General features: G+C 40.5%; 25 protein-coding genes, 2 tRNA genes and 2 rRNA genes. 16 read left to right on the top strand and 13 right to left on the bottom strand.

Going from position 1 to position 25,829, the window contains the following annotated elements:
• Positions 1–12: 12 nt before the first annotated feature.
• Together HYV86_01045 and HYV86_01050 are read right to left on the bottom strand one after the other, a co-directional pair.
• Positions 13–558, bottom strand: coding sequence for a hypothetical protein (locus HYV86_01045; protein MBI2572421.1), 546 nt, complete (start codon positions 556–558; stop codon positions 13–15).
• 222 nt (positions 559–780) lie between these two features.
• The gene (locus tag HYV86_01050; protein MBI2572422.1) at positions 781–963 is read right to left on the bottom strand and encodes a hypothetical protein; all 183 of its coding nucleotides are present in this window, start codon (positions 961–963) and stop codon (positions 781–783) included.
• A gap of 111 nt (positions 964–1,074) precedes the next feature.
• Between HYV86_01050 and HYV86_01055 the strand changes: the two genes are divergently transcribed.
• From HYV86_01055 to HYV86_01065, 3 genes are read left to right on the top strand one after another with little or no spacing between them, the layout of a single operon-like run.
• Positions 1,075–2,118, top strand: coding sequence for a hypothetical protein (locus HYV86_01055; protein MBI2572423.1), 1,044 nt, complete (start codon positions 1,075–1,077; stop codon positions 2,116–2,118).
• Between the two features lie 49 nt (positions 2,119–2,167).
• The gene (locus HYV86_01060; protein MBI2572424.1) at positions 2,168–3,100 is read left to right on the top strand and encodes a DUF475 domain-containing protein; all 933 of its coding nucleotides are present in this window, start codon (positions 2,168–2,170) and stop codon (positions 3,098–3,100) included.
• 33 nt (positions 3,101–3,133) lie between these two features.
• Complete coding sequence (locus tag HYV86_01065) at positions 3,134–3,730, top strand: AAA family ATPase (GenBank protein MBI2572425.1); 597 nt, start codon at positions 3,134–3,136, stop codon at positions 3,728–3,730.
• Between the two features lie 5 nt (positions 3,731–3,735).
• On the opposite strand, the gene HYV86_01070 is transcribed toward HYV86_01065, so the two are convergent.
• The 3 genes from HYV86_01070 to HYV86_01080 all read right to left on the bottom strand — a co-directional run bounded on the left by HYV86_01070 (position 3,736) and on the right by HYV86_01080 (position 6,494).
• A complete protein-coding gene (locus HYV86_01070) occupies positions 3,736–4,071 on the bottom strand; it encodes a hypothetical protein (protein MBI2572426.1) in 336 nt (111 codons plus the stop codon).
• Positions 4,072–4,151: 80 nt separating this feature from the next.
• Positions 4,152–5,978 carry a Glu-tRNA(Gln) amidotransferase subunit GatE gene (gene gatE / locus HYV86_01075; protein MBI2572427.1) on the bottom strand — a complete coding sequence of 609 codons (1,827 nt, stop codon included), beginning with the start codon at positions 5,976–5,978 and terminating at the stop codon, positions 4,152–4,154.
• Between the two features lie 33 nt (positions 5,979–6,011).
• Complete coding sequence (locus tag HYV86_01080) at positions 6,012–6,494, bottom strand: hypothetical protein (GenBank protein MBI2572428.1); 483 nt, start codon at positions 6,492–6,494, stop codon at positions 6,012–6,014.
• An 82-nt stretch (positions 6,495–6,576) separates the two neighbouring features.
• Here HYV86_01080 and HYV86_01085 point away from each other — a divergent pair, with 82 nt between their 5' ends.
• Entirely contained in the window at positions 6,577–6,918 is a 342-nt protein-coding gene (locus HYV86_01085) for a hypothetical protein (protein ID MBI2572429.1), read from the top strand.
• 73 nt (positions 6,919–6,991) lie between these two features.
• Here the strand turns inward: HYV86_01085 and HYV86_01090 are convergent, their stop codons facing one another.
• From HYV86_01090 to HYV86_01115, 6 genes are all read right to left on the bottom strand, one after another.
• Positions 6,992–8,218: a DEAD/DEAH box helicase gene (locus HYV86_01090; GenBank protein MBI2572430.1), complete on the bottom strand. Its 1,227-nt coding sequence runs from the start codon at positions 8,216–8,218 to the stop codon at positions 6,992–6,994.
• A 139-nt stretch (positions 8,219–8,357) separates the two neighbouring features.
• On the bottom strand, positions 8,358–9,122 hold the full coding sequence (locus HYV86_01095) for a hypothetical protein (GenBank protein ID MBI2572431.1): 765 nt from the start codon (positions 9,120–9,122) through the stop codon (positions 8,358–8,360).
• Positions 9,123–9,132: 10 nt separating this feature from the next.
• A tRNA-Ile gene (locus HYV86_01100) sits at positions 9,133–9,229 on the bottom strand.
• Between the two features lie 77 nt (positions 9,230–9,306).
• Entirely contained in the window at positions 9,307–11,016 is a 1,710-nt protein-coding gene (locus tag HYV86_01105) for an ATP-dependent DNA ligase (protein ID MBI2572432.1), read from the bottom strand.
• A 47-nt stretch (positions 11,017–11,063) separates the two neighbouring features.
• On the bottom strand, positions 11,064–11,816 hold the full coding sequence (locus HYV86_01110) for a hypothetical protein (GenBank protein MBI2572433.1): 753 nt from the start codon (positions 11,814–11,816) through the stop codon (positions 11,064–11,066).
• A gap of 2 nt (positions 11,817–11,818) precedes the next feature.
• Positions 11,819–12,601, bottom strand: a complete 783-nt coding sequence (locus HYV86_01115; protein MBI2572434.1) for a hypothetical protein — start codon at positions 12,599–12,601, stop codon at positions 11,819–11,821.
• Between the two features lie 111 nt (positions 12,602–12,712).
• On the opposite strand from HYV86_01115, the gene HYV86_01120 reads away from it, so the two are divergent.
• Positions 12,713–13,693, top strand: a complete 981-nt coding sequence (locus tag HYV86_01120; GenBank protein ID MBI2572435.1) for an Lrp/AsnC family transcriptional regulator — start codon at positions 12,713–12,715, stop codon at positions 13,691–13,693.
• Positions 13,694–13,696: 3 nt separating this feature from the next.
• Here the strand turns inward: HYV86_01120 and HYV86_01125 are convergent, their stop codons facing one another.
• Complete coding sequence (locus HYV86_01125) at positions 13,697–14,872, bottom strand: hypothetical protein (GenBank protein MBI2572436.1); 1,176 nt, start codon at positions 14,870–14,872, stop codon at positions 13,697–13,699.
• A 119-nt stretch (positions 14,873–14,991) separates the two neighbouring features.
• Here HYV86_01125 and HYV86_01130 point away from each other — a divergent pair, with 119 nt between their 5' ends.
• From HYV86_01130 to HYV86_01160, 7 genes are all read left to right on the top strand, one after another.
• Positions 14,992–15,714: an SDR family oxidoreductase gene (locus HYV86_01130; protein MBI2572437.1), complete on the top strand. Its 723-nt coding sequence runs from the start codon at positions 14,992–14,994 to the stop codon at positions 15,712–15,714.
• A gap of 46 nt (positions 15,715–15,760) precedes the next feature.
• Positions 15,761–16,216, top strand: coding sequence for a hypothetical protein (locus HYV86_01135; protein ID MBI2572438.1), 456 nt, complete (start codon positions 15,761–15,763; stop codon positions 16,214–16,216).
• Positions 16,217–16,226: 10 nt separating this feature from the next.
• On the top strand, positions 16,227–16,766 hold the full coding sequence (locus HYV86_01140) for a hypothetical protein (GenBank protein MBI2572439.1): 540 nt from the start codon (positions 16,227–16,229) through the stop codon (positions 16,764–16,766).
• A 75-nt stretch (positions 16,767–16,841) separates the two neighbouring features.
• The gene (locus tag HYV86_01145) at positions 16,842–17,459 is read left to right on the top strand and encodes a 2OG-Fe(II) oxygenase (protein ID MBI2572440.1); all 618 of its coding nucleotides are present in this window, start codon (positions 16,842–16,844) and stop codon (positions 17,457–17,459) included.
• Positions 17,452–18,021, top strand: a complete 570-nt coding sequence (locus HYV86_01150; protein ID MBI2572441.1) for a hypothetical protein — start codon at positions 17,452–17,454, stop codon at positions 18,019–18,021. Before HYV86_01145 ends, HYV86_01150 begins: the two co-directional genes overlap by 8 nt.
• 44 nt (positions 18,022–18,065) lie before the next feature.
• A complete protein-coding gene (locus tag HYV86_01155) occupies positions 18,066–18,455 on the top strand; it encodes a hypothetical protein (GenBank protein MBI2572442.1) in 390 nt (129 codons plus the stop codon).
• An 11-nt stretch (positions 18,456–18,466) separates the two neighbouring features.
• The gene (locus HYV86_01160) at positions 18,467–19,336 is read left to right on the top strand and encodes an aldo/keto reductase (GenBank protein ID MBI2572443.1); all 870 of its coding nucleotides are present in this window, start codon (positions 18,467–18,469) and stop codon (positions 19,334–19,336) included.
• Between the two features lie 247 nt (positions 19,337–19,583).
• Here the strand turns inward: HYV86_01160 and HYV86_01165 are convergent, their stop codons facing one another.
• Positions 19,584–20,336 (bottom strand): hypothetical protein, encoded by a 753-nt coding sequence (locus HYV86_01165; GenBank protein MBI2572444.1) that lies wholly within the window; start codon positions 20,334–20,336, stop codon positions 19,584–19,586.
• Positions 20,337–20,455: 119 nt separating this feature from the next.
• Between HYV86_01165 and HYV86_01170 the strand changes: the two genes are divergently transcribed.
• From HYV86_01170 to HYV86_01185, 4 genes are all read left to right on the top strand, one after another.
• Entirely contained in the window at positions 20,456–20,734 is a 279-nt protein-coding gene (locus HYV86_01170; GenBank protein ID MBI2572445.1) for a hypothetical protein, read from the top strand.
• A 397-nt stretch (positions 20,735–21,131) separates the two neighbouring features.
• Positions 21,132–22,604 (top strand): 16S ribosomal RNA (locus HYV86_01175).
• A 111-nt stretch (positions 22,605–22,715) separates the two neighbouring features.
• Positions 22,716–22,811: transfer RNA gene (locus tag HYV86_01180), tRNA-Ala, on the top strand.
• 205 nt (positions 22,812–23,016) lie between these two features.
• Positions 23,017–25,817 (top strand): 23S ribosomal RNA (locus HYV86_01185).
• The 16S and 23S rRNA genes sit together here with 1 tRNA gene alongside, the layout of an rRNA operon.
• Positions 25,818–25,829: the final 12 nt, after the last annotated feature.

Consider the following 25,829-nt stretch of genomic DNA (forward strand, 5'->3'; position numbering starts at 1 on the left):
TATGATACCTATTTATTTAGCTGGTTTTGCAACTTCTAATTTATCACTTTTGCCACAATAAGGACAACTAAGTCGATGCAACACGCCCACTTTTTCTTTATCTACTTTAAAATTAAAATTACATCGAGCGCAAAATAAATTTTTATGAGTAGCTGTTGAAACTAAGTCTGCAGCGCTACTCATAGACTTCAGCGGTACAGGCAATGTACGAGTTGAATAAACATTACGTACAGGAACGTGAGGCTCTTTTGCTAACTCAACCATTCGTTGAGGAATTCCTGGCGGAAGTCTTGGTTTGTCTTTATTTGCTAAGTCGCTTGGACGAAATGGTTCTACTTGCGCTCGTTGCGCATAGACATTACGCACAGGTTCTTTTTTCTCTGGTACAGCACTTGACATTCCTCGACCACCTTGCGACATATTCATATTACGTAAAACATCACAGCAATTTTCACAGACTAACCAATTGTGATCTGCACTTCTAGGAAATAGTTTAACGCGATTAAGAGGCACTTGTGCCTTGCATCGCTCACATGTTCGTGTTTTAAGAACTTCCATTGTCATCCCCTCTTTTGAATTTGAAATATCTACCTAATGTCATCTTCGCAGTTGAAGCTATTTAAATAGTTTTCTTCTGTGCAATGGATGGATCTTGCTCTTAGATATTGGAGTAGTTAGATTGATCCCCTCTTTTATCATCACTAAAGAAAAACACAAAAAATAAAACAACAATCAAAAATTAATGTATCTAATTATGTAGAGTAGTAAAACGTTGCGAGTTTATCCAAGATTAGCGATAATATCAGGAGTTTTGTTACTGATATACTGCAAAATCTCGGCTTCACTTGCTGAAGGGTTACGCTGTTTATACTCAAGAGCTTTAGAAGCTCCTGCAATAAGAGCAAGCTTAACTTTATCAACACCTAATTGAACGCTACCACCAGTTTTTTGTCCGAATGCCATGAAATTTTACACTCATAACTCCTATTTAAACTTTTCCGGTCTGCGCTAGATACGCTTTTTGAGGCAGTATTTTTTAAGAAAGTCTATAAACAGTATCTCCCTAACAGCTCTATGGCTCAGTTACTATCATTCAAAGTCATTACCTTGCTTTGTCTCTTATTTTTGCTCATAGGCTGTTCCTCCAAACCAACAACTCTTTCCTGCCAATCGGGCTATCATCTTGAAGGCAAGTCCTGTGTCCCATCTTCAACCTGTGGTGACTTTACCTGTGATCCTTCAGAAATCTGCGATCTTGATTGCCCTTCACAATGTACTTCCTCTTGGTGTACTTCCAAAGTAAACATCATTTGTACCCAACCTGACTGCGGTCCACAAGAAAAACTCTTTGACGATTATGCCCAACTACAAACAAAAGTCATTGAGTGTCTTGAAACTTATTTTCAATTCGAACTTCCTACCATCACGTACACATTCAATGGTGGCACAAGCAGCCAATCATGTACTCAACCCGAAGGATGTTGCTGTACTGAAGGCGGGTTAACTGGTGGCACTAGGGTCAATCATGGATCACTTAACGGTTTCAAGCAAAAAGGAACCACGCAACCAACACAACCAAATCAACTTCTTGCCGACGAACATGAAACGACTCACGCTTTCCTCAATGCAATGATTCATCAACATCCCTCTTGGTTTAGTGAAGCAATTGCCATTCAAACGAATGAACGAGTCAGTTGTGATACCACAGCACTCACACCTAACACGCCAACCTACAATTACTCCTTGCAAGGCGATGCCCACTTGCGTGAAACACAGGTAGATGCTCGTGGCGGCGGCGTTATTCTTCATGATGGAAAACCTCTCAATGAAGAGTGGTACCAACGATTAAAAACAGGACAAATTCAACTCACTCAACGAGAACAAGACTCTCACGTACTTGGCGCATTATGGATAATTGGTCTCAAACAAGATTATAACTGCAAAGAACAATGTATTACTAAAATTGTTCAAACTCTTCATCAGCAAGAAAAACAGCGTTGCCAGCAAGGACTTTGTAGCGTTCCACACACTATTACTACCACTGAAATTTTTGATACCACCAATAATATAACTCAAAAAGACACACGCCCTCTCTTCAAACTTTTAAATCTAATCTAACTCATTCTTAGCCACAATCTTTATAACCTGTTTTTATTTTTACAGCACCATGGAAATTCTCTCCATGATTCTCATTGTCGTTGGGCTTTGTCTCTTTGAAACTATTAGTTCTATCGATAATGCGATCATTAATGCAGAAGTTCTCTCTACCATGTCGCAAAAAGCGCGACGTTGGTTTCTTCTTTGGGGAATTTTATTTGCTGTTTTCCTTGTTCGTGGGCTTCTCCCATGGTTGATTATTTGGGCATCAACTCCTCAATTAGGATTTATGGGTTCATTAACAGCGACATTTAGCTCTGACCCCGCCGTTATCGAAGCTATTGAACGATCAGCGCCAATTCTGCTTGCAGGTGGTGGAGTTTTTCTGATTTTTCTCTTCTTTCATTGGCTCTTTCTGGAACCTAAGCAGTTTGGTCTTCATCACGAAAAGTTTTTCCTGCGACAAGGAATTTGGTTTTATGCAGTCGTCTCAATTTTACTTGCATTTATCGTCTGGAAAGGAATAAAACATAACCCCCTTATGGCTTTTGGTGCAGTCATAGGTTCGACGGCATTTTTTATTACTCATGGATTTAAACAAAATGCCGAAAAAGCAGAAGAACAAATGTTACATCACAATAACAGTATGTCCGATTGGAGTAAAATTCTCTATCTTGAAGTCATTGACATGACGTTCTCTATCGATGGTGTGCTTGGTGCCTTTGCTTTTACACTATCCGTTCCATTAATTCTAATCGGAAATGGGTTGGGGGCAATCGTTGTACGTCAACTTACTTTAGGTAACATCGATCGAATCAAAAAATACAAATATCTCAAAAACGGCGCAATGTATTCTATTCTCGTCTTAGGAATGGTCATGACACTGCATGCATTTGGTGTTCACATCCCTGAATGGATTTCACCTGTTGCAACCATTGGTGTTGTCGGCTTCTTCTTTTGGAAGTCGAAGCGTGCTTTAGCTTTGGAAGAACAGCGAGCCTAAACACATTTAAACCTCTTCATTTATCTTTCTAGTATGCATTCCTCTTCTCCCTTTCCCTCTTCTCCTTCTTCTCCATCTTCTTCATATTTTGGCATCACTGGCAAGTATGGCGTAGGTAAAGATACAGTAGCTCAAATTCTGCAAGAAAATGGCTTTATCCATCTCTCACTTTCTGATGCATTACGTGATCATCTTAAATCCAGAAACATTCCTATCACCCGCGATAGTATGATCCAATACGGAGACGAGTTACGCGCAAAAGAGGGTTCAGATATTCTCGCTAAAACCGTCATGAAACAACTTCAACCAAACCAGAATTATGTTTTTAGTTCCATTCGTTCTTTGGGAGAACTTCAACACCTCCAAACCTTGTCTAACTTCATTTTAATTGAAGTCACTGCACCAATAACTATTCGTCTGTATCGTCTTCAACAACGAAATCGTCCGGGAGACCCACAAACCCTTCCCAAACTTCTAATCAAAGAACAACAAGAACAAACTAATGATCCTGCTGGCATGCAACTTAATGACGTCATCTCACAAGCTCAGTATCAGATCGCTAACGACAGCACAGTTGAAGAGTTGAGAAAAAGAATAAAAGAGATGTTAGAAAAAGTATCAAAAAAATAAAAGATTTATTGTTGACTTTTTTTAGCGTAGAGGCGAGCAGTAAAATTTGTAGCTAACCCGGGGGTGCTACACACTAATGCTAATTCATATCTTCCAAAACCTGCTTCTCTTAATGCAGCATCTCCCTCACTTTGATACCTACTAATAGGTGCATCTTGTCCTAGTGTTGCACAAGAATCAGATGCCAACTCAATATATCGATTTGAGGCTCTTACAGCTCCTTCGGGAGTTCCAGGTTCAATTCTTATGGATTGAGAAAAGTTAGGGCGAATTCCGTTAGTGTCCATACATCCCGTCATGGCAAGTAATCCAACAAGTCCAAGTGTTTGTTTCATAGTCATAGTAATCACCTTTTTGGTATCTTCTAAAAATAGTCCCTACTATTTAAATCTTTCTAGAAATTATCACTGGACAGTGACAATTATTTGTGTCCTCTCTCCAAAATTACTTTCAACTCTCGCGCAATCACTTGCCCAGACGCTTTCCCTGCTAATGCTTTCATGCACAATCCCATTAATGCGCCTTGCGGGGCGCCTTTGTTCTTCTCAATAACTGAAATAATCACTCGATGTAATTCTTCGGTAGACAATCCTTCATACTTCTTCAAGTCAAAGACTCCTTTGATCATATCCAATAATACGTCAATAATAATATCTTTATGGATTAAATCTTGTGACAAGTACAAGAATACCTTACGCCATTGTTCATCAGTTACTTTTTCAGGCTCTTCATTATGTACACGTTTGATCTCTAAAACAGTAGAAGTTAGTGTATCTGCAATAAATGCTGGTTTAATTTGAGCATACTTAGATACTGTCTCTTCAAAAAGCATTACTTTATCCCCTTTCGCAATATGTTCAGCAAGATCTCTCGCCATGCCATATTCTTTTTGATATCGTTCAATTTTTGCATCAAGTAATTCGGGCAATTCAACTTCTCGACCTTTCAATACGACTAGTGGTACATCAGTTTCCGGATACATTCGGGCAGCTCCTGAAATAGGTCGCATATAGGAGGTAGTTCCATCATCATTAGCTTTACGTACTTCTTTAGGAATACCTTTCCACAGTTCACCAACACGTTCATGTACAGCCATTAATGCACGTCGTGCTTTTTCTTCTTTATCAGCAACAAGAATAAATGCATCCTGTTCAGCACATTTCAACACGTCACGAACTTTTGCAACATCATCTTCAGTAATCCCATAGTTGGGCAACTCATCAGAATGAAAAATACCACCGACACCAGCTTTAATCTTAGCTCGCCACGAAAATTCTGTTCCTAATCGATAATTAGGTTGCAGCTCTCGTCCAATCATTCCCTTGAATCCTTTCAAAATTGTCCCTAAGACTTTTCCTTTAGAACTAACGGATTTCTGAATCATCTTTGAAGGAGAATCTTTTAACTCAGATGTCAAATCCACAATCACAAGCACATCAAGCTTCTTTCCTTTCAATTCGTTCTTAATTTTCAATAACTCTTCTTGTCGCTTTGCTTCTAATTCGACAAGTGTGGGTATCATACGCAAATCTTGCGCTCCTTTAATCTCGATTCGTTCGCCACCTTCAATAGAAACATTAACATCTTGGCGAATTGTACCCAATCCTCGTTTAATACCGGGTAGAGAACGTAAGATCATACCAATCTTTTTCGCTGCTTCTTGACATTGTTGCGGACTTTTAATATCGGGTTCTGTTCCAATTTCAATAAGAGGAACTCCCAACCGATCCATGCGATACACTCGACCATTCTCTGTATCTACAATATTTTTACAAGAATCTTCCTCAATAGTAATATTACTTACACGAACATTTCCTTCTGATGTTTCAATATTGCCATGACGTCCAAGTAACACTGTTCGTTGAAAACCAGAAGTATTGGAACCATCAACCACGGTCTTACGCATGACTTGCACAACTGCTGGCACCTGCGCGCCGACAGCGTGAGAAAATTGTAATCCAGTATAAAGCGCATTAGTACTTATCTCTTTAGGCGGTTGCGCATCAAGCTCAACTAAACACGTAGTATCTTTATATCCCTCATAGACAAACATACGATTGCGTTGTTGTTCTGCCGCTGCCGCTGCATCAACAACACCGGATTCTCCAGCAGATGCACGCAACTTACGGCGTACACTAAAATGAGGTGCATCATCTCGTAATAACGTAGGACATGAGCAAAATAACTTTGTACCCTCTAACTGCTGATGAATCTCTAATCCACACTTCAACCCTAACTTTTTATGCATATAGGCAGGGCAGAGAAAGAGCTTTAAAAATCTTTAGGGACGTTTCCTCTTCCACCAAATCCATCCTAGCAGTGTCAAAATCACAACCCAGTTCAAAATCCAGAACCATGGCGTTGCCCAACTCATTCCGGGGAATACATAATCACTTAGTGGCCACAAAAAAGGCGTAGGAAGAAAATCTTGGGCATGCGTGGGAATATCAATAACGATATGTAAAGGCCAACCCAATATGAAATACGGTAGCTGTTTCTTTAGTTTATAGAAAATAAAGAATGTTATCACAATGATACCTAGACAAAGCAACAAACTATGACTGATTCCATACAGAATATGTACCCAATCAGGTATCATCATTAAGTCAGGCTTTCCAGCGAGGGGTTGTGTAAACAATCGGTAGATAAAGTAAGGCAACCAAGAGATAGTATCCGGAAACATTCCGAAAAACACTGCCCACCAAACCCTCCTTGACTTGTGAAAAAGAATGTATGCCCAAGCTCCATGTGCTAAATAGTCCATGTTGTCTCATTTATTCGTATCTTTTATTGATTTTGGATAAAGTAGTGTAAAAACTTATAAACCTCTCCATTAAAAATGGATTATGCAAGCAAGTGATTTAACAGTGCAACATATTGAGGCGATTCTAAGTTTATATGTACAATATGCAGGTAGAGCAAGCTTAGATTTTATAGATGCAGAGTCTGTTCTAGCTGATATTCAAAGTGGTAATAGAATTAAAACACAAGAAGGGTATCGAATAGGTTCACAGTGGACAGGACATTCCAAGCTTGCTTTTCGAGTAAATCAAACCGGAGACATAATCCCTGATTTTAATCCTAATCTTCAAGCACATGAACGAGGAACAGAAAGGTATCAGGCTGCAGAAAGGGCTTCTCAAGAGTTTCAAACAGCCGCGTTAGAATATCTAATAGGTGTGAAGTAATCCATATCTTTCTAGAAATATTCCCTCATTTTCTACATTCATTACCAATTTAGAATATCAACAATTTACAACACTACCTTCTAAAATTGGGTTTTCCCTGTCGAGGCTTACCGCTTCTTGGTCGTCCAGCTTTATTTTTGGGTAGTGGCTTGGCAGCTGCGCCAACCGCATTCTGTGCGCGATCCGAATGGTACTTTTGCTGCATTACTTCAATTTTTAATTTGATTAACTTTTCAATATCACGAAGTAGGTCTCTTTCCTCTGCTGAACAGAAAGAATATGCTTCTCCCTCGGTTCCTGCGCGTGCTGTTCTGCCAATGCGGTGAACATAACTCTCAGGTACGTTGGGAAGTTCAAAGTTAATAACATGGCTGATATTATCAATATCAATACCGCGTGCGGCAATATCTGTTGCCACTAATACGTTTGTTCTTCCTGACTTAAAATTTGCCAATGCTTGTGTTCGTGCGCCTTGTGATTTATTGCCGTGGATTGCATCTGCTTTGATATTATGATTATTAAGAAATGCTGCGACTTTATTTGCACGATGTTTAGTAAGAGTAAATACTAAGACACGTGTAAGATGCTTTTGTAATAAGAGCTCTAAAAGCAGGCTTTCTTTCGTTGCTGAATCCACAAAACAGACAGATTGTTTGATCCGTTCAACCGTCGTTGCTTGCGGGGTAACTTCAACACGAATAGGATTATGGAGCATTTGATTCGCCAGTGAGCTTACTTGCGGGGACATCGTTGCTGAAAAGAAAAGTGATTGCCGTTTTTGGGGCAGTTTTACAATGATTTTTTTGATATCATTGATGAACCCCATATCGAGCATACGATCAGCTTCATCTAACACAAAGAACTCAATGTTTTTGAGATTCACTCTGCCTTGATTCATTAAATCGAGTAATCGTCCAGGTGTTGCAACAATAATGTCCACACCATTCGCGACGGCATTAACTTGCACTTGTTGACCGACACCACCAAAAATGACCGTGTGTTTAAATTTGAGAAACTTACCATAAGCAGCAAAGCTCTCGCCAATTTGTGCCGCAAGCTCTCGTGTCGGTGCAAGTACCAATGTACGAACGACGCGGGGATACCTTTCGGTCATCCGTTGTAGAATCGGAAGAACAAATGCTGCCGTTTTACCTGTTCCAGTCTGCGCAATTCCAATTAGATCTTTTCCTTCGAGCAGATCGGGAATTGCTTTTAGTTGGATCGGCGTTGGTGTAGTATATCCTTGTTGTTCAAGCGCAATTTGGAGCGGTTCAATGAGTTTAAGCTGTTGAAATGTCATGGTATTGTATAATCATGCGATAAAACCTGTTTTGATTATTAAATGCACTGTATTTCTAGATTAGTATTGGTCTAACGAAAGGTTTAAAAATGAAGATTATATATAAGTTATAGATACGCGCGAACGTACCTTCTATTTTTTATTTTTTTAACTCTTTAAAGTTAGGTTCTTTAGCAAAAATAGAGTTCACTTCATTGATCATTTTTTTGAATTCTTCTAAATCGGTTTTAATCTTTCCTGCCCATTTGTCAAAATCGAAACCGACCATCCTTTCAAAGAAAATGTTAAGGTTCATCTTATCTTTCTCATCGGAATCTGTTTCTGTCTGAAAGTTATTTTTCGATGCAATTTGAGTTACTTTCATAAATAAATTTGGGTCGATTTTTTGGGAGTTACCATCAATAACATTCCCGGAGCAAACTTTTATTTTTAGTGTGGTTCCTCCCTCAGTGATCAATTCAACTCTAAATTGATTTAGTGAATAAGACACTTTTTCTTTATCTTCATATTTGGGATAATCCAATTGGTAAATTACCATGCTCTTAAAATGGTCTGATAATGAACGCATGAATGGTAAATCTTTTTGAGATTCATCGTCTTCAATTGCAGACATAGCCATAACTTTTTTAACTTTAATCTTATCAAAGATATTTTTATTAATCTTATATAACTCATTATTAATATGGGAGAAAATCAACTCACTAAATGTTCGTTCAATAGCTTCTTTAATAATTGCAGACTTTGATTCTTTCCTTGTTTTCTCAAGTGTGGTGATTTTTTTATATGACTCACTATCTACTCTGAAAGAAATCGGTTTTGTAGATTCTTTACTTACCGCGATTGATGAATAAATCTCGCTTGGACTAGTTTCTGTTTTTGTTACTATTTGTTTCGTTTTGGTCATTTTAAAAAGGCGCCCCCACCCAGACTCTCAGATTAACATTTGAACTGGGATACGCGCGAACGTACCGATCATAAGTCGGGCGCAATGCCAGATTATGCGATGAGGGCATTATGGCTTGTAAACATTGGTTGTATATAAATGTTTGCTAATTAATTTCAGTTGATGTAAACAAATGTAGACTAACCTACCTTTCCTTCATCATCTGCTTAACTTCTTTCAAAGTCGTCGCCTGTTCCGCTTTCTTCTCTCGATATTTCAAAAACCGTGGAAAACGTAACGCAACACCTGCTGTATGCGATGGGCTTTGAGTAATCTCAGCTCCCGATACTTCAACCACAATGTCTGGTGAGAACCAAACATCTGGTTCCATAATCTTCTCAACGCGTACGCGTGCTGGCTTCTTGTCAACTTTATACTTCGAAAACCGTGTAGGTAACTCTGCAAGCATCTCATCTGAAAGACCTGTCCCAATTTTACAAAATGAAAGAAACTCATCATTCTTCTCATCGTAAATGCCGCCAAGTAACGCACCATAGGTTCCATGTCGGCGACCTCGTCCAACATACGCACCCAACACGACGAGATCAAATGTATCACTTAATTCTTTCACATAATCTTTTTTCCATTTGATCCAATTCCAACCTCGAGTTCCTGCTTGATATTCACCTTGCGGATTTTTAACGATAATGCCCTCATATCCTTTCTCCAGCATCTTTTGAAAAAACTCTTCAACCTCTTCTAGGGAATCTGTTTCAATGTGTTCGGCTGCGACAATATGTTTACCACCTGCAACCATTTTCTTGATCGCAGCATCGCGTTCCACAAGCGGCTTCTCTAAGTAGGATTTTCCATCAAGATGGAGCAGCTCAAATACTTTCAATTGAATTGGGATTTTCTTAGCATACTCTGCAACATCATATTTGCGTCGCCGTTGCATGAGTGTTTGAAACGCAAGAGGATTTCCCTCGGTATCAATCGCAAGAATCTCGCCTTCAAGTACAAACATCTTCGCCTTCACTTCCTTAGCCAAATAATCAACTAAATCCGGAAATTGATCTGTAATGGTATCCAATCTTCGAGAAAATAAGACTATTTTTCCATCAGCTAATTTATGCGCTTGTACTCTCTCTCCGTCATACTTCCCTTCAACAATAAAATTTCCTTCAATCTTATCGCTAATTTCATGCAGTTCTTCAACACGTTGCGCTAGCATCATTTTGACAGGTCTACCCACCGAAATAGTAAAATGATCAAATCCTTTCAAACCTTTGGTGGCAATCGTCTCTGCGATAATTCCTACGTCCGGGCAGATATTGTATGCGTTCTCAAGAATTTCTTTATTCTTTTTTTCACCAGTATACGCAATCGCGAGAGCATCAAGCACAGTCATATCGGCAACGCCCATGCGTAATTGACCTAGCACCACCCGAATCAGGTAGCAACCTCCCAATGCGGAGGTTTTTTGTAGCAATGAAACCAGAATATTGGCTTTTGTATCTTGCGATCCACTCCCCTCGAGTGCTGCAATCTTATGTAATTTTTCAAAGAATTCATGAATCGTCAATTCCCCAACCGGAACAAGTGTTGTCGGTTTCTTTTTGAGTAATTCCTCTGCAGCCAGACCAGCATCGCCCTTTTTGTCAACGACTTCTTTTACTTTAGCTTCCGAAACACCTGCAGCCTTGGCAATTGCTTTAACAACTGATTTCTCCGCAAGCCCCAGAACAAAATCTTCGTAGTCAGCTCCTAACTTCCCTAAAGTAAGATACGCGATTATGTGGATATCAGAAGTCGGCACTGTTTTGAAAAAATCTGCCAAAATTTGACGCATTTCATTACCTGAGGCCGTCTTTTGCAGCTGCTCGAATACGACAACAAGTTTTTCAAAATTCATGAAGGAACTAAGCGGAGTATTCTATTTAAAGATTCTTACAATAGGTGCTAACAATCCTCAAATACAATATTATGCGCTGCAATAATAGGATATGTCTTGAGGTGTTGAAACACAAATTGTCCATTCTGCTTCGCCAGATGTTCAAAGATCATAACCATCTCATCAGCGAACATGCGGTCCCAATAACTTGGACGGGCAAATCGATAACGCTCCATGAGTTCTCCAATTGTTATCGAATCTATCTCTTGCCCGGTTTCATTAAAGCGTGGTCGAAGTACAACCTGGGCATTATCAACATAGGTTTGTAGCATCTTCCTTACTGTTTCATCATCTCCTCCATTGGCATTACGTTTGTAACTATGGAAAAATGATTCGGATCGAACGACCATCTGGCCTACTTGTCTTGTTCCTTTGTCAAAAGTAAACCCATACTTTGTGTGATAAATTGGTCGCACAACAGGTTCTTTAAGAGAAGTTATGTCGAATCCCGTGATTCCATTGTACAGAGCATAATGTTGTCGTCCAAATTTTTCATCATATTCTTCTTTTTTAAAATGATAATGGTCCCTAACAATATCCTCTCGTTCTTTAAACTCAAATCCCGTATCTACTAACATTGCTGCGAGTTCTTCTCCAATAGCAGATGAAAATAATAATTCATTATCTCCTGGTGCGAAGCGAATTACCTGACAAGGCCAAATTTTAAGAGGTCCGCGTTCGCCATCTAAAATCAAGAGTGGATCGAGCTTATAACGATCTTTGAGTTGTTCAATATACTGTGTGAAATTTGGTGGAATCATGTTTAGTAATACCTCGTATTGACAAATTGTAGTGGCCACTTTTGAGAATTAACGGAATGCAATCTTTCATACAAAGAATGTGCATTTTCAATCGTTGCTTTATCAGCAACAGGATATAGCTCCGCTGCACAATAGAATCTTTGCTCTACTACTATCTCATACAACGCGAGCATAATTCCTCCACAAACTGGTGTTCCAAAATGAGTCTTAACTTCATCCAGAAGCGTTCGTTTTCCACTCGTATCTTCAACAATAATGTCTTCAAATGTCTGTCTCCATTTTCCTTTTGGTTGAATTCGAGATGAAACAATATTGCGCAACTCTCGTTCAGAATAAATCGTAAAGTCATGATCTAATCTTTGTAACTCATATTCTTGTAAACGTTGCTCAATTAATGCTGGAACAACTCTTGTTGTGAGGAATGCTTTGTAATTTGGATTATTAAGAACAATAGAAACACCATTCCTCTGACACATTTCTTTAGCTCGATCGTATAAGTCTTTATCAACCAGCGTTTCTAGAATCTCTCGAGCAGGAACCTCGCACATCTCTTGCGTTCTACCACACAATCGGCCTCGTCGTTGTTCATACAACCGAAGAATACCCTCAAAACCAAATTGGGTATAGAATACAAGCTTTCGTCCAAAATCGATATCATTCACAACAATTCCTATATGGTTCATTTCAACAAGAGCATCATCGATTGTTCGTTGATGAGTATCGGTCTTCTTTTCACCAACTGTAAAAGCTCCTGCAAACGTAATTTGTGTGGGTCGAACCATCATATCTCCAACACCAAACCAAAATTACCTCGAAGCAAGGATTATATCAAACTTTCATCAAATATTTTTACTTTATAGGAATATTTATATTAAATAAATGAAATATAGCAAAAAATGGTTAAAATTGATCTCAAAGACCGCAAGATCCTTGCAAACTTAGACATGAACGCTCGTCTCCCTGCAAGCGAACTTGCCAAACTCGTTCAACTCTCACGTCAGGCTGTAGAATATCGTATTGAACGTCTCAAACGAGAAAAAGTTATTTTTGGTGCGTTCGCCATCTTTGATAGTGTTACTGCTGGGTATAATTGGTATCGAGTTGTGATTCGCCTTCTAAACGCAACTCAAGAACAAAAGAACAACTTTGTTAATTATCTCCAACATCACCCTCAGGTATCCTGGCTTGGCGAAGCAGGTGGTAATTGGGACCTTGTCGTTAATTTTGCTTGTGAAGATAACTTCCAATTTAACTCCCTCTTTGAGAAAATGATCTTGGGATATGGGGCTATTATTCGTGATTACGAGATTCTGATTTATCTTGAGATCCATGATTTTGAACGTTCATACATTCTTCCAACAAAGAAGCTACGCCAAGAATTGTATCATGCCATGAAACGTAATAATTTTTTCCATCTTGATAATTTAGATAAACAGATAATTCAACACATTAACACTAACGCAACTGTTTCTTATGTTGATTTGGGTCAAAAACTAAATGTTACTTCTAATACTATTAGGAACCGACTTCAAGAACTTAAAAAACAAGATATTCTGCTCGGTTTTCGTATGTTTATCAATCCGGGTGCCTTTGGTTACAAAACCCATATGCTCTTTCTTTCTATCACTCAACTTAATCTCGAACAAGAAAAAAATCTATACTACTATCTCAAGAGTATCCCTCAAGTAACATTCTTGGTCAAACACATCGGTAAATGGCGCATCGGCATGGAGATTGAAACTCAAAGTGAAGAAGACTTTCAGAGGATTTTTGTTGACATCAGAGGAAAATTTGCTTCTATGATTTCCGACTTTGAAGCATTTCCTCTTTTCAAAGATCACACACTGAATTATTTCCCAGATGGGTGTTTGAAGTAAAATCTACCTTCTCGAATACTGCGTTCCACCGTGAGTAATCGCATCAATAATGCCTACATATGAGCCTAACTCTCGAGGTAATCCAAACTCTTCTCTATAACGTGGGTTGTTAACCGCTGCTATAACAGCTTTTGGCAAATCGCTCATAGATGGGTTCTGAAGTATTTCTCGAGGATCGTGCTCTACTTGTCTAAGGTTTATCCCTCCACTGTAAAGACCGGCAGGTTGATTTGCTTCTACTAATTGTGGCTTGCCATCTCGCATAATATCGAAGCGAGCAACTCCTCTCATTCCTAATCCTTTATATGCTCTCAAGCAAAGGTTTCTTTGTTGCTCACATAGATCTAAATCGGGTTCTAATTCATACACTACTTTGCTTGCATCTTTTCCAAACTTTGCTACTCGAGTATATCCTGCACTACCAGGAGGAAATATATTCATGGGTGGAAAAACAACAATCTCTCTTTTATAGGGTAAAATTGGAACAGTACTCTCTGTTGCTCCTTCAATGAGTGGTTGAACAATGACCGGTTGTAAACATTCAACAACAAGATCATGTACTATTCGATCTAATTCTTGAGCCGTATTTGCTTTGTTTTTTCCGATTCCTACTCCTGAACCGGCGCATTGTGGTTTTGCAAACACTGGAAATGCTCCTTGGTACTGATCTCCACGAACCACTGACACTGCTGAAGGTGTTGCAATTCCAAGGTTAGTAAGTGCTTGGGCAAAAAGATACTTATCAAAAATAACCCGTGAAACATTAGGGTGAGAGGCAGTATGGCTTAGTTGCAATTGGGTTGTCAGAAGAGGGATTTCAACTTCACGTATATTAAATGGAAGGGGCAATAATCCTTCTGCATAGTTAAAGACTTTGTCAAATTGCCCCGAGGCAGCAGCTCGAACGACACTCGCCATATCTGAAATATCTACGTACTTAACTTCGTGCCCGGTAATTCGTAACGCTTCTTGAATTTCATTAATTGTTGTTATTGAATCATAATCTCCTGCGACCATCGCTTCAAGAGCTTTAAAACCTCGTTTTCTACGTCTCTCTAAATCTCCTTTAAATCCAAGTTCTCGTAGTGCGTGTTCAATATCATCAAACTGCTCGGCATACATGCTCGCACGAACAGCACCTGCAGCATTTTTTTCATTGGAGACGAGAAGTATATTCATACTAATTCGAGCAATCAAATTTTTTATAAAAGTTTCGATTTGACTAATCCTCTGTAAAATCTCATCCTCATTTCTCCACTCCCACAATTCTTATAAAATTCTCATTCCTTCCTAAATCCATGGATCAAAAAATCGCTGTCGTCACTGGTGCCAATCGCGGTATTGGATTTGAAGTTGCAAGACAACTTGCCCAAAAAGGACTTATTGTCATTCTCACCTGTCGTAATTCCCAAAAAGGTGAAGCGGCGGTTAATCAGCTCCAACAAGAAGGTCTCACCATATACTTCCACCCATTAGACGTAACCTCAGATCAAAGTTGTGAACAATTTTTTCAAGCTCTTCAGCAAACCGTTGGTCGAGTTGACATTCTCATCAACAACGCTGGCATCTTCGCAGAATCCAATGATTCTACATTTTCCGCATCTGAATCAATCCTCGATCTTCCTCATGATATCTTCCTTCAATCTCTTGAAACCAATACTTTTGGTGCGATGCGTATGGTCAAAGCACTCAGACCAATCTTTTCCGCAGATGGTCAAATCATTAATGTCTCAAGCATTATGGGGCAACTCCATAAAATGGACAGCGGCTATGCTGCCTATAGGATGTCAAAAGCAGCACTTAATGTTGTTACTAAAGTCCTTGCTGATGAACTCAAAGAAAACACCGACATCTGTGTTAATAGTGTTCATCCCGGCTGGATTAAGACCGACATGGGTGGACCACGCGCCCCTCAAAGTGTGCAAGAAGGAGCAGATACTATTGTGTGGCTAGCATTAGGTGCAGATGGCACTAACCCTACTGGCAAATTTTTCCATAATCGAGAAGTTATTCCTTGGTAGCAAACCTACAGAAATATTTAAAAAGTAGTTACTTTCTAGTGACATAATGAAGCTCTTAGTGATTATTGCCAGTATACTCTCAATCATTATTCTCTCTTTACTTCTCTTCACTTTTTCATTTGCTCAAGCAGGTGTCGAAGAACGTCTTTCCCCTAGCGACTGGGTAAAAGAAGATCAAATTCATGTGTTTGGCAACAAAATTATTCTCTCAGTTGAAAATGCTCAATGGTCACGTTTCACCAACACTAATTCCATGGATCCTCTCTTTGATGACAAAGCTAATGCTCTTCAAATCAAACCTCGATCACCTACTCAAATTCAACGAGGAGATATCATCTCTTACCATCAAAATGAATCAATTTACATTCATCGTGTGATTAATGTTGGTGAAGATAGCAAAGGTTTTTATTACATTGCTAAAGGTGACAACGTATCAGAACCGGATCAACAAAAAATTCGCTTTGAACAAATCGAAGGTGTTGTTGTGGGAATTATCTATTAAATTTCATACCATGGTTAACAATCTTTTTCCTTTTGATAAAGTACTTGAATCAGCAACAATGGGTGATTATGTTACTCTTGGTTGGAAATATAGCAAAATAGGTCACTCAACTCCAAAGGGGATACGTTCAACAATGTGTTTAGAACAGTCCCAAAGAGCATTTCTCTGTGCTGATGCTGTGCGCCGTGATTCTTGGAATCGCAGTGCGCTGATTCAAGCTTTAATTCTGTCTGAAGAATTATTTTTAATATATGACTCTGCAGATTTGCCTGAAGAAGCAGCTTTACAATATCAAACAGCGGAGAATATTTTTAGATTAGTCGTTGAGGAAGGGGCTTCCCCTCGTGATTATGTTAAAGCTCATTTACTTTTTGCAAACATGAGTCTTCACTATATGGATGGGGGTACAACTCAACCAGAACGTATTGCTCAATCATTAACATATGCAAAATCAACTTTAGTTTGGTTAAACCCCTCTGACCAATCCTGGGCTCGTGAACAAGTATTGCTTTTAGAAGAAATACTTGAACAAGATCGTCAAACAGCGTAGCAACAAAATTATATCTGCCATAGTAATATTTAAAGATAAAATTAATTTTATAACTTTTGTAATAACTTTCATACTATGGTCTCAAAAAATCTTTTCTCATCAAAGTCTCTTTTTCAGCAAAAATTATTTTCATCAGTAATAACTTACACTTCGCCCTTTCCTCATTATATCATTTCCCACTTTCTACCAGATTCAGCGGCAACAAAGCTCACAGAAGAACTACTCAAAGAACTCTTTGAAGAAAAGAAAGCAGATTTGTTTCATTTCTATCAAACGAAAGATCTCATCAGTTCAAAAAATAAAATAATTCAAGAATTTCGTCACCATCTATTAAATCCAGATTTTTTCAAAACACTTCAAGACATCACCGGTAAAAAATTAAACATCAAACACATTGATTTTTTTGGTTCTATCTATGAAAACACTCATTTTCTTCTTCCCCACGATGATCAATTAGAAGGTCGCGCTATTGCGTTCATATACTATCTTTCCGATCTAACTCAACAAGATGGTGGCGCTCTTGCTCTCTATGATTCCAAGAACAACCAGCCAACAAAAGTTGCTAAACGTATCATCCCTCAATTCAATACGTTTGTTTTCTTTGAAGTATCATCTAAATCGTTTCATGAAGTAGAAGAAGTTATCAAAGACACACAACGTCTTACATTCACAGGGTGGTTTCATCATGCTTAACTCCATCTACCTTAACAAAACTGTACAAAAACAAGTCCAACACGCATTTCAAACTGCAATGCCATTTCCCTCCATTACTTTGTACGATATCTTCGATTTCGAAACTCTTTCATCTCTTTCTCAGACTCTTCTTGCTCTCCCTCTCAAACATGAAAAAAATCCATTGCTTTATTCCTATGCAACTGCATCTCTTCCAATAAAAACCCAGAATGATCTCTCTTCACTTCTACTCCCATTCCTTTCTTTTCTCCTCATCAAAAAACTAACTAAACTATCTCTTACTGCATATAAACTCGCGTGGAAAGATTACCAAATACTTCATGACTCATTACAACAAACACAATTCTCAGAAATCATCATTGACCTCACTCCTATTTGGAATGATAACGCTGGCGGTGTAATCCATTATGTTGATGGATCTGGAGATTATCTCAATGTACCTATCAAAAGTAATACTCTTACAATCATAAAGAAAGACCAAACCATCAATCAATTCATTGAGTACATCAATAATCAAGCGAAGAATCAGAGTAGGTTATTTTTAATGGGGAATGTGGAATAGAATTTCGCATATAATTATTAAATACAGTAAGATAATTTCTCAATATGATCACACCACTGCAACGTGAGAGAATGGAACTTGCACGTCTCACGACCCGAGAGACAGAAACAAATTGCGTTGGTACCCTGCTTTATGTTTTGGGATTGGTGAACAAGGATAAGTATGTAGATGAGGATCATCTTGAATGGAAATATTTTCTAAATCTTCTTAGAATTTCAAATCTAACACAACCAACTCCTGGTGCAATTGCGGTTATAAGCTCAGCTCCATTATCTCCAGCATACCATGTTGGTCTTGTCGCTGGAAGTAACCCTACAATAATATTTCATCGTTATGGGGTGAAAGGACCAATCTTAGAACAGGGTCCATTAGATTTTATTGAACGGTTTGGCTTAAATAGGAGTCCGTTCTATTATCTCCCTCATCTAGAATAAAGTGATATAGGATGCAATTCAAACCTCTAACCAAAAAAGTTAACATCCCTGTTCTTGGTCTTGGTACCTGGAAAATCGGCGGTGAAAGAGAAGCTGATTTCTCAAAAGACAAAGAATCGATCGACGCAATTCAACAGGCTATCAAAATGGGTTATACTCATATCGATACGGCTGAAATTTATAGCGGGGGGCACACTGAAGAACTTGTAGGCAAGGCAATCCAACCATTTAACCGCAAAGATCTTTTCATTACAACTAAAGTCTACAAAACCAATCTGCGTTACAAAGATCTGCTTGCCGCAGCAGAAAAGAGTTTTAAACGTCTTAACACTAAATATATTGATCTCTATCTGATTCATTCCTACAATCCCAATATCCCTTTAGAAGAAACCATGGATGCGATGGCTAGACTTGTGGATGAAAAGAAAGTGAGATTCATTGGTGTTAGTAATTTTTCTGTTGAACAACTAAAGAAAGCACGCAAATATTCTTGGCATCCTATTGTCGCAAATCAAATAGAATACAATCTTATTGCCAGAAACAACGGAACATCATCTGTAAATACTCTCAACATGGAATCAGAGATAATTCCCTATTGTCAAAAAAATGATATCACTATCATCGCGTATCGTCCATTAGCTCGCGGCGATAGCGCACTTCACCAACACCCATTAATCCTACAGCTAGCACAAAAGTACAATAAAACGCCCGCACAAATCGCACTGAATTGGTTGATTGCAAAACAAAACATTATTACGATAACAAAATCAACAAACCCTAATCATCTCAAAGAGAATTTGGGAGCAATGGGGTGGGAATTATCCTCGGAAGATTCAAAATTATTAGATGGTCTACAAAAGGGGGAGAATGAGAATAAATGATTGGATCAGTAGTTTGATAACCTCTTTAAACCATGAGCTTGAATAATCATTCTTAGAAACATTTATAAAACACCTCCTTTTCCACAATTTAGATGAAACGAAGTTCACGACGCTGGAAGAAAAAAGGGCAAATGCGCTGGAAATGGCAACGCAAAAAGCTCAAAAAAGCCAAACGTAGACGTAAGATCCAAGCTAGTTAGGATTTTCTCACATTTCTACTTTCCCTTTTTCTGTTTTGTTCAATTTTTTATGGTTTTGCTATTCTCCACATAAATTCAAAATAAAGCTTAAATGAGTCCGCTACTTTTTGATTACGCACCCGAAATGCAATGGGGTTCTTCATCCATAGAGCAATAAAGATCGTATCCTTGTAAATATTAATAGTGGCGGGCGTTTCTTGATTCAAAAATCGATTCTCTGTGATCGATGACTTCTGTTCATATTTGAATGTATTTCGCGCGCTTTCGTTATAGATTATTTTCCACTTCATCTTCTTCTGTTCGCATTTCATGATTACACGTTGAATAAATACATCCGTGCGCTTGCGATCTTCTCCTGCATATGCTCCTAATACATGCCAGATTTCTCCTTTGCTCATTTCTTTAATGCCCTCATTAAAAACGGTCTCCATGCCCTTCCAACCACGAAAGACTTCTGCATCTGTATCCTCAGCGCCCATTTCTTGCAGCACTTTCAACTCGGGAAGATACTTTCTCATTTCCTCTTCTTGTTTCTGGATGTTCTTTTTTTTATCATCTAAGAAATCAATCAATCGTTCTGGACTGACTGCTTTGAAATGTTTAGTATTGGCAACGATCACATGGCTTACTAATCCTTTGTCGGCTAATCTTTCTAGTCCATCATACACTTTGGATGCATGGCATTTTGTTTCTTTGAGGATTGCTCCTGTACTTGTTGATCCTAGTTTCAACAGTGCCAGGTAAATTTTGATCTCATTTTTGGTAAGTCCGATCTCTTCTAAGATGGTTTCAACAGTCATTTTTAGATTGGGGAGTTTGTGTTTATTTAAACTTTGTTGTTATACTCCCGTTAGGGGTGAATAATATTTAACTAGTTGGCATTTACTTGATATTTCGGTTTGGTGTTTGGAGACGGAAAATGACAAAAGAACAAGTAGGTATTAACGCGTTAGATGTTTTGGTCCAATTACACCAACGAGTGGAAACAGATGCACGAAAAGTTGGCATTTCTTCTTTGAATGAATGTAGGGCTGGTTCTATTACGCTTGGGCCAGAAATTTATCAAGGGATGCACGATGTGTACTATGGTGGTGTTAAACAGTTTTTACCAGAAAGATACACAGCTCTTCACGAACTCGCCACTCAATTATACAGTAACCTTGAACGAGTCGCTAAGGAAACTTATCCCTCCAAATAAGGTTTCGTCTCTGCTCTCGGTACTCCCCGTTTCTTTTTTTCTCTACTCTTTAGCGGTTAGCATCTTTCGGCTTGTCGATGTATTTCTCGTTGCAACGACCGTTTCCCGGACGGAGCGACCCCTCGGCCTCTTGGTATTTTATCTTGCCAACCCTCACCTTTGGACGCTAACCTTGCTAAACACATTTCTCTAAATTCCTCATTTTTTAACCGCCAACTCTTCATCTGTCGTCCAAACCGAAACCTTTATTAATAACTGTCTTTCCCAAACTGCTACATATGTGCGCTCAATTAATCTTGAGTGTGAATTGGTGATCCACGAAATTCCAAATTAAGTAATAAGCAAAGCGATCTACGACCAATAACAATGATGTTTTCTAACATCTAAGGATATAATTCTAATTCCCGTTGATCCTGCGGGAGATTGCTGCTATGAGAGTTCGACTAAGCCATGCAAGTCAGAGGCCAGCAATGGCCAGGCTGAATGCTCAGCAACACGTCAATAATCTGCCCTTAGATCTGGGATAACCTTGGGAAACTGAGGGTAAACCCGGATAGAGAATTGATACTGGAATGTTCTTTTCTTCAAAGGTAACGTCTAAGGATGAGTTGGCGGCCGATTAGGTAGTTGGCAGTGTAAAGGACTACCAAGCCTACGATCGGTACGGGCCGTGAAAGCGGGAGCCCGGAGAGGGGTACTGAGACACTGACCCCAGCCCTACGGGGTGCAGCAGGCGCGAAACCTCTACAATGCACGCAAGTGCGATAGGGGGACTCTCAGTGCTTAGGCATAGCCTAGGCTTTTGCCAAGTGTAAATAGCTTGGCGAATAAGTGGTGGGTAAGACGGGTGCCAGCCGCCGCGGTAACACCTGCGCCACAAGTGGCAATCGCATTTATTGGGCCTAAAGCGTTCGTAGCCGGATCGGTAAGTCTTGAGTGAAATCGTTGCGCTCAACAAAACGGCGTGCTCGAGATACTGCCAGTCTAGGGACCGGGAGGCGTTAGGAGTATTCCTGAGGGAGCGGTAAAATGCTATAATCTCAGGAGGACTACCTGTGGCGAAGGCGCCTAACGAGAACGGGTCCGACGGTGAGGAACGAAAGCTAGGGGAGCAAACCGGATTAGATACCCGAGTAGTCCTAGCTGTAAACGCTGTGAGCTAGGTGTTGCATATTCTTTTAGGAATATGCAGTGTCGGAGTGAAGATGTTAAGCTCACCGCCTGGGAAGTACGGTCGCAAGGCTGAAACTTAAAGGAATTGGCGGGAGAGCACTACAAGGGGTGCGGCGTGCGGTTTAATCTAACTCTACGCAGAGAATCTCACCAGCAGCGACGGCAGAATGAAGGTCAGATTAAATGTCTTACTTGACGAGCCGAGAGGTAGTGCATGGCCGTCGTCAGCTCGTGCCGTAAGGTGTCCTCTTAAGTGAGGTAACGAGCGAGATCCATGCCCATAATTGCCAGCGGGTACTTTAGTATGACTGGGCACATTATGGGGACTGCCTTGGAAACAAGGAGGAAGGTGTGGGCAACGGTAGGTCTGTACGCTCCGAATCTGCTGGGCTACACGCGCGCAACAATGGTGAGGACAATGGGATGCAACACCGAAAGGTGAAGCTAAACCTCGAAACCTCATCTTAGTCTAGATTGAGGGTTGTAATTCACCCTCATGACAACGGAATCCCTAGTAATCGGGTTTCATCACGACCCGGTGAATATGTCCCTGCTCTTTGTACACACCGCCCGTCAAACCAACCGAGTTGGGTTTGGGTGAGATGCAGCTTTTAGTTGCATCAAATCCAGATTCGGTGAGGTGGGTTAAGTCGTCACAAGGTAGCCGTAGGGGAACCTACGGCTGGATCACCTCCTTTTTTTCATTTTTCGTAAAAAATGAAACGAAACAAAAAGGAAGTTACAAAGAATGATAACTCATTTAATGTCGCTTCCTTTTTATTTTCATGTATCCTGATTGAAATATCCTGGGCCCGTAGCTCAGGGGTAGAGCGCCTGCCTTGCATGATGGAATATTTCTATCTCAGAAAGCAGGAGGCCTCGGGTTCAAATCCCGACGGGTCCATTCACGTAAGTGAACATGTTCCTGAACTCTATCTTTGAGGGATGGCACAAAAAAATCTTCGAGAATACTGTTCTCGGCGGTTTTGGCTGAGCATGATGGAGCGAGTATTAACTCCGCGATATCACATCATAGTAATGAGCCATATGTAAATCGACATATCTTAGGTTGCAAACCTTAAAAAAATTTAAGACCTAAAATTAGTTATGCTGCTAGGTGGATGACTAGGCTCGTAATGCCGAAGAAGGACGTGACAAGCTACGATATGCTCCGGCGAGCCGCAGGTAGGCTTCGAACCGGAGATTTCCGAATGAGACTTCTCTTAATAGGCCCGTCAGGGTCGGGGAACGCAAGGAATTGAAACGTCTTAGTACTTGCAGGAAAAGAAATCAATTGAGATGCCGTTAGTAACAGCGAGCGAACGCGGTATAGTTCAAACTGAATCCGTACTGGTAACGGTATGGAGATGTGGTGTTGTGGACTTTCATCATGACCTTTTTCTTGACTCGAAGTTTGTTGGAACACAATACGTTACAGGGTGATAGTCCCGTAGAGTAAAAGTAGAAGGTAGTAGAAAGTATCCGGAGTACTGTACCTTGAAATTGGTGCAGGAATCTGGGGGGCATTAACCTCTAAAACTAAATACGTTACGAGACCGATAGCAAAAGAGTACCGTGAGGGAACGTTGAAAAGAATCCTTAATCGGGAGTTCAAAGAACCTGAAACCTAGCAGTGATGGTAAGGTAGGGCTTTTAGGAGTTCTACCGTGCGTTTCGAATAACGTGCCAGGGAGTGTACTTATGTGGCAAGGATAACCTCAAAAAAAGGGAATCCATAGCGAAAGCAAAACCCCGCAGGTAACGAGGGGGGCGGTATGAAAGTGCCGCAAGTCACATGGGTACGACCTGAAACCGGGCGATCTAACCCTGGGTAAGGTGAAGCGAGGGTAACACCTCGTGGAGGCCTGAAGAGGTGCTACGTGCAAGTGTTCTTCTAACCTGGGGCTAGGGGTGAAAAGCCAATCGAGCCCGGCCATAGCGGGTTCCCACCGAAATTGACCTTAGTCAAGTCTCAACCGAGATTGTCATGGCTGTAGAGCGACGGATAAGAAGCTTAGGCGGGGAAACCTGTCGGTTTCCTGTCCAACTCCAAATGCTGTGACATCGTAGACGTTGGGAAACAGGGAGTCTTGGGGTAAACTTGGCTTCCGAGAGGGGAACAACCCAAACTACAGTTAAGGCCCCAAAATGTCAGCTAAGTGATAAAGGGTAAAGGGCGTTCGTGATCTTAGACAGCGAGGAGGTTGGCTTAGAAGCAGCCATCCTTTAAAAAGTGCGTAACAGCTTACTCGTTGAGATCGTGAGCCCCGAAGATTGACGGGTCTAAGCTGATTGCCGATACTGTAGACCACGATAAGTGGGTGTAGGTGGGCGTCTGTATAGGGTAGAAGCGTTTTCGTAAGAAGATGTGGACCTTTATGGAATGAATATCCTGGTGGTAGTAGGATCTTAGCAGAGTGTGAATCTCTGCCATCGTAAGGGCAAGGGTTCCTTGGCAATGCAAATCAGCCAAGGGTTAGTCGGTCCTAACCTAACTCCTCACGGAGTAGAGGGAAAGGGAAAGCTGTTAATATTCAGCTACTATGCCAATATACGCGGTGACGCAAGCTTTATATCCGACGTTTCGGAATAGACTGACACATCGCGTCAGGTGTGTTAATAAGAATAAGTCTGGGGAGTATCATAATGATGAGAACCAGAGTAAATCTTAGAATAGCGGGCCTATGGTTCGTTCAGTTGATATCTGGAATCCCTGAAAAGGAAATAAAGATAGATTTGGTATAACCGTACCCAGAACCGACACAGGTGCCCCTAGGTGAGAAGCCTAAGATGTGTGAGAATAAACTAGCTTAGGGAATTCGGCAAATTAGTCCCGTACCTTCGGTATAAGGGATCCCTGGATTCGTATCCGCATGGGTGCGATTTCAGGGCTCAGTGACAAAGATGGTCCGACTGTTTAACAAAAACTTAACCTTCTGCTACGTGGAAACGCTGTGTATAGAAGGTGACATCTGCCCAGTGCCAGTACTTTAAGCCTCGTTCCAACGGGGTGAAGAGCTGGTAAACGGCGGGAGTAACTATAACTCTCTTAAGGTAGCGAAATGCCTTGCCGTTTGAATGACGGCCTGCATGAATGGTGTAACGAGATCGTCACTGTCCCAAGCTAGAGTCTCCTGAACACTCTTTCCTGGTGCAAAGGCCAGGGATTTCCAGTGGGAAGCGAAGACCCCGTGAAACTTTACTGTAGCCTGTCGCTGTGATGCGGTTTGTATTGTATAGTGTAAGTGGGAGCTGTTTGATGCTACGGACGTCAGTTGGTAGCGTAGGCAATAATGTAACACCACTCTCTATGGACTACATCACTCACCTCTTTGAGGGACAACGATTGGTGGACAGTTTGGCTGGGGTGGCACACTGTCGAAAAGATATCGATAGTGCCCAATGGTTGGCTCATTCGGTTTAGAAATCCGAAGTAGAGTGCAAGGGCAAACGCCAGCCTGATTGGACTTTAACCATAACAAATTCCAAACGCGAAAGCGTGGCCTAGCGAACCTCAATGCCTTCTTAATGAGGGCTTGAGATGACTGAAAAGTTACTCCGGGGATAATTGAGTTGTCGCGCCCGAGAGTTCATATCGACGGCGCGGTTTGCTTCTTCGATGTCGGCTCATCCTATCCTGGCGGTGCAGAAGCTGCCAAGGGTGGGGGTGTTCACCCATTAAAAGGGTTCGTGAGCTGGGTTCAGAACGCTGTGAGGCAGTTTGTTTGATATCTACTGGAAATGTTGGGGGTCTGAAAGGAAGGATCTTTTAGTACGAGAGGAACGAAGGTTCGTTGCCTCTGGTCGATCGGTTGTCTGACAAGGCACGCCGAGCAGCTACGCAATACGCGATAAGTGCTGAAAGCATCTAAGCACGAAGCGCTCCTTGAAAAGAGACCCCTTAGGGCACGGCAATAACAGC

The sequence above is a fragment of the Candidatus Woesearchaeota archaeon genome, from assembly GCA_016188115.1.
Taxonomy (GTDB): domain Archaea; phylum Nanobdellota; class Nanobdellia; order Woesearchaeales; family GW2011-AR9; genus JACPIK01.

Bases quoted from the DNA above. Each gene is read 5' to 3' on its own strand.
- HYV86_01045 (MBI2572421.1), bottom strand. From the start codon at position 558: ATGGAAGTTCTTAAAACACGAACATGTGAGCGATGCAAGGCACAAGTG.
- HYV86_01050 (MBI2572422.1), bottom strand. From the start codon at position 963: ATGGCATTCGGACAAAAAACTGGTGGTAGCGTTCAATTAGGTGTTGAT.
- HYV86_01055 (MBI2572423.1), top strand. From the start codon at position 1,075: ATGGCTCAGTTACTATCATTCAAAGTCATTACCTTGCTTTGTCTCTTA.
- HYV86_01060 (MBI2572424.1), top strand. From the start codon at position 2,168: ATGGAAATTCTCTCCATGATTCTCATTGTCGTTGGGCTTTGTCTCTTT.
- HYV86_01065 (MBI2572425.1), top strand. From the start codon at position 3,134: ATGCATTCCTCTTCTCCCTTTCCCTCTTCTCCTTCTTCTCCATCTTCT.
- HYV86_01070 (MBI2572426.1), bottom strand. From the start codon at position 4,071: ATGACTATGAAACAAACACTTGGACTTGTTGGATTACTTGCCATGACG.
- gatE (MBI2572427.1), bottom strand. From the start codon at position 5,978: ATGCATAAAAAGTTAGGGTTGAAGTGTGGATTAGAGATTCATCAGCAG.
- HYV86_01080 (MBI2572428.1), bottom strand. From the start codon at position 6,494: ATGGACTATTTAGCACATGGAGCTTGGGCATACATTCTTTTTCACAAG.
- HYV86_01085 (MBI2572429.1), top strand. From the start codon at position 6,577: ATGCAAGCAAGTGATTTAACAGTGCAACATATTGAGGCGATTCTAAGT.
- HYV86_01090 (MBI2572430.1), bottom strand. From the start codon at position 8,218: ATGACATTTCAACAGCTTAAACTCATTGAACCGCTCCAAATTGCGCTT.
- HYV86_01095 (MBI2572431.1), bottom strand. From the start codon at position 9,122: ATGACCAAAACGAAACAAATAGTAACAAAAACAGAAACTAGTCCAAGC.
- HYV86_01105 (MBI2572432.1), bottom strand. From the start codon at position 11,016: ATGAATTTTGAAAAACTTGTTGTCGTATTCGAGCAGCTGCAAAAGACG.
- HYV86_01110 (MBI2572433.1), bottom strand. From the start codon at position 11,816: ATGATTCCACCAAATTTCACACAGTATATTGAACAACTCAAAGATCGT.
- HYV86_01115 (MBI2572434.1), bottom strand. From the start codon at position 12,601: ATGATGGTTCGACCCACACAAATTACGTTTGCAGGAGCTTTTACAGTT.
- HYV86_01120 (MBI2572435.1), top strand. From the start codon at position 12,713: ATGGTTAAAATTGATCTCAAAGACCGCAAGATCCTTGCAAACTTAGAC.
- HYV86_01125 (MBI2572436.1), bottom strand. From the start codon at position 14,872: ATGAATATACTTCTCGTCTCCAATGAAAAAAATGCTGCAGGTGCTGTT.
- HYV86_01130 (MBI2572437.1), top strand. From the start codon at position 14,992: ATGGATCAAAAAATCGCTGTCGTCACTGGTGCCAATCGCGGTATTGGA.
- HYV86_01135 (MBI2572438.1), top strand. From the start codon at position 15,761: ATGAAGCTCTTAGTGATTATTGCCAGTATACTCTCAATCATTATTCTC.
- HYV86_01140 (MBI2572439.1), top strand. From the start codon at position 16,227: ATGGTTAACAATCTTTTTCCTTTTGATAAAGTACTTGAATCAGCAACA.
- HYV86_01145 (MBI2572440.1), top strand. From the start codon at position 16,842: ATGGTCTCAAAAAATCTTTTCTCATCAAAGTCTCTTTTTCAGCAAAAA.
- HYV86_01150 (MBI2572441.1), top strand. From the start codon at position 17,452: ATGCTTAACTCCATCTACCTTAACAAAACTGTACAAAAACAAGTCCAA.
- HYV86_01155 (MBI2572442.1), top strand. From the start codon at position 18,066: ATGATCACACCACTGCAACGTGAGAGAATGGAACTTGCACGTCTCACG.
- HYV86_01160 (MBI2572443.1), top strand. From the start codon at position 18,467: ATGCAATTCAAACCTCTAACCAAAAAAGTTAACATCCCTGTTCTTGGT.
- HYV86_01165 (MBI2572444.1), bottom strand. From the start codon at position 20,336: ATGACTGTTGAAACCATCTTAGAAGAGATCGGACTTACCAAAAATGAG.
- HYV86_01170 (MBI2572445.1), top strand. From the start codon at position 20,456: ATGACAAAAGAACAAGTAGGTATTAACGCGTTAGATGTTTTGGTCCAA.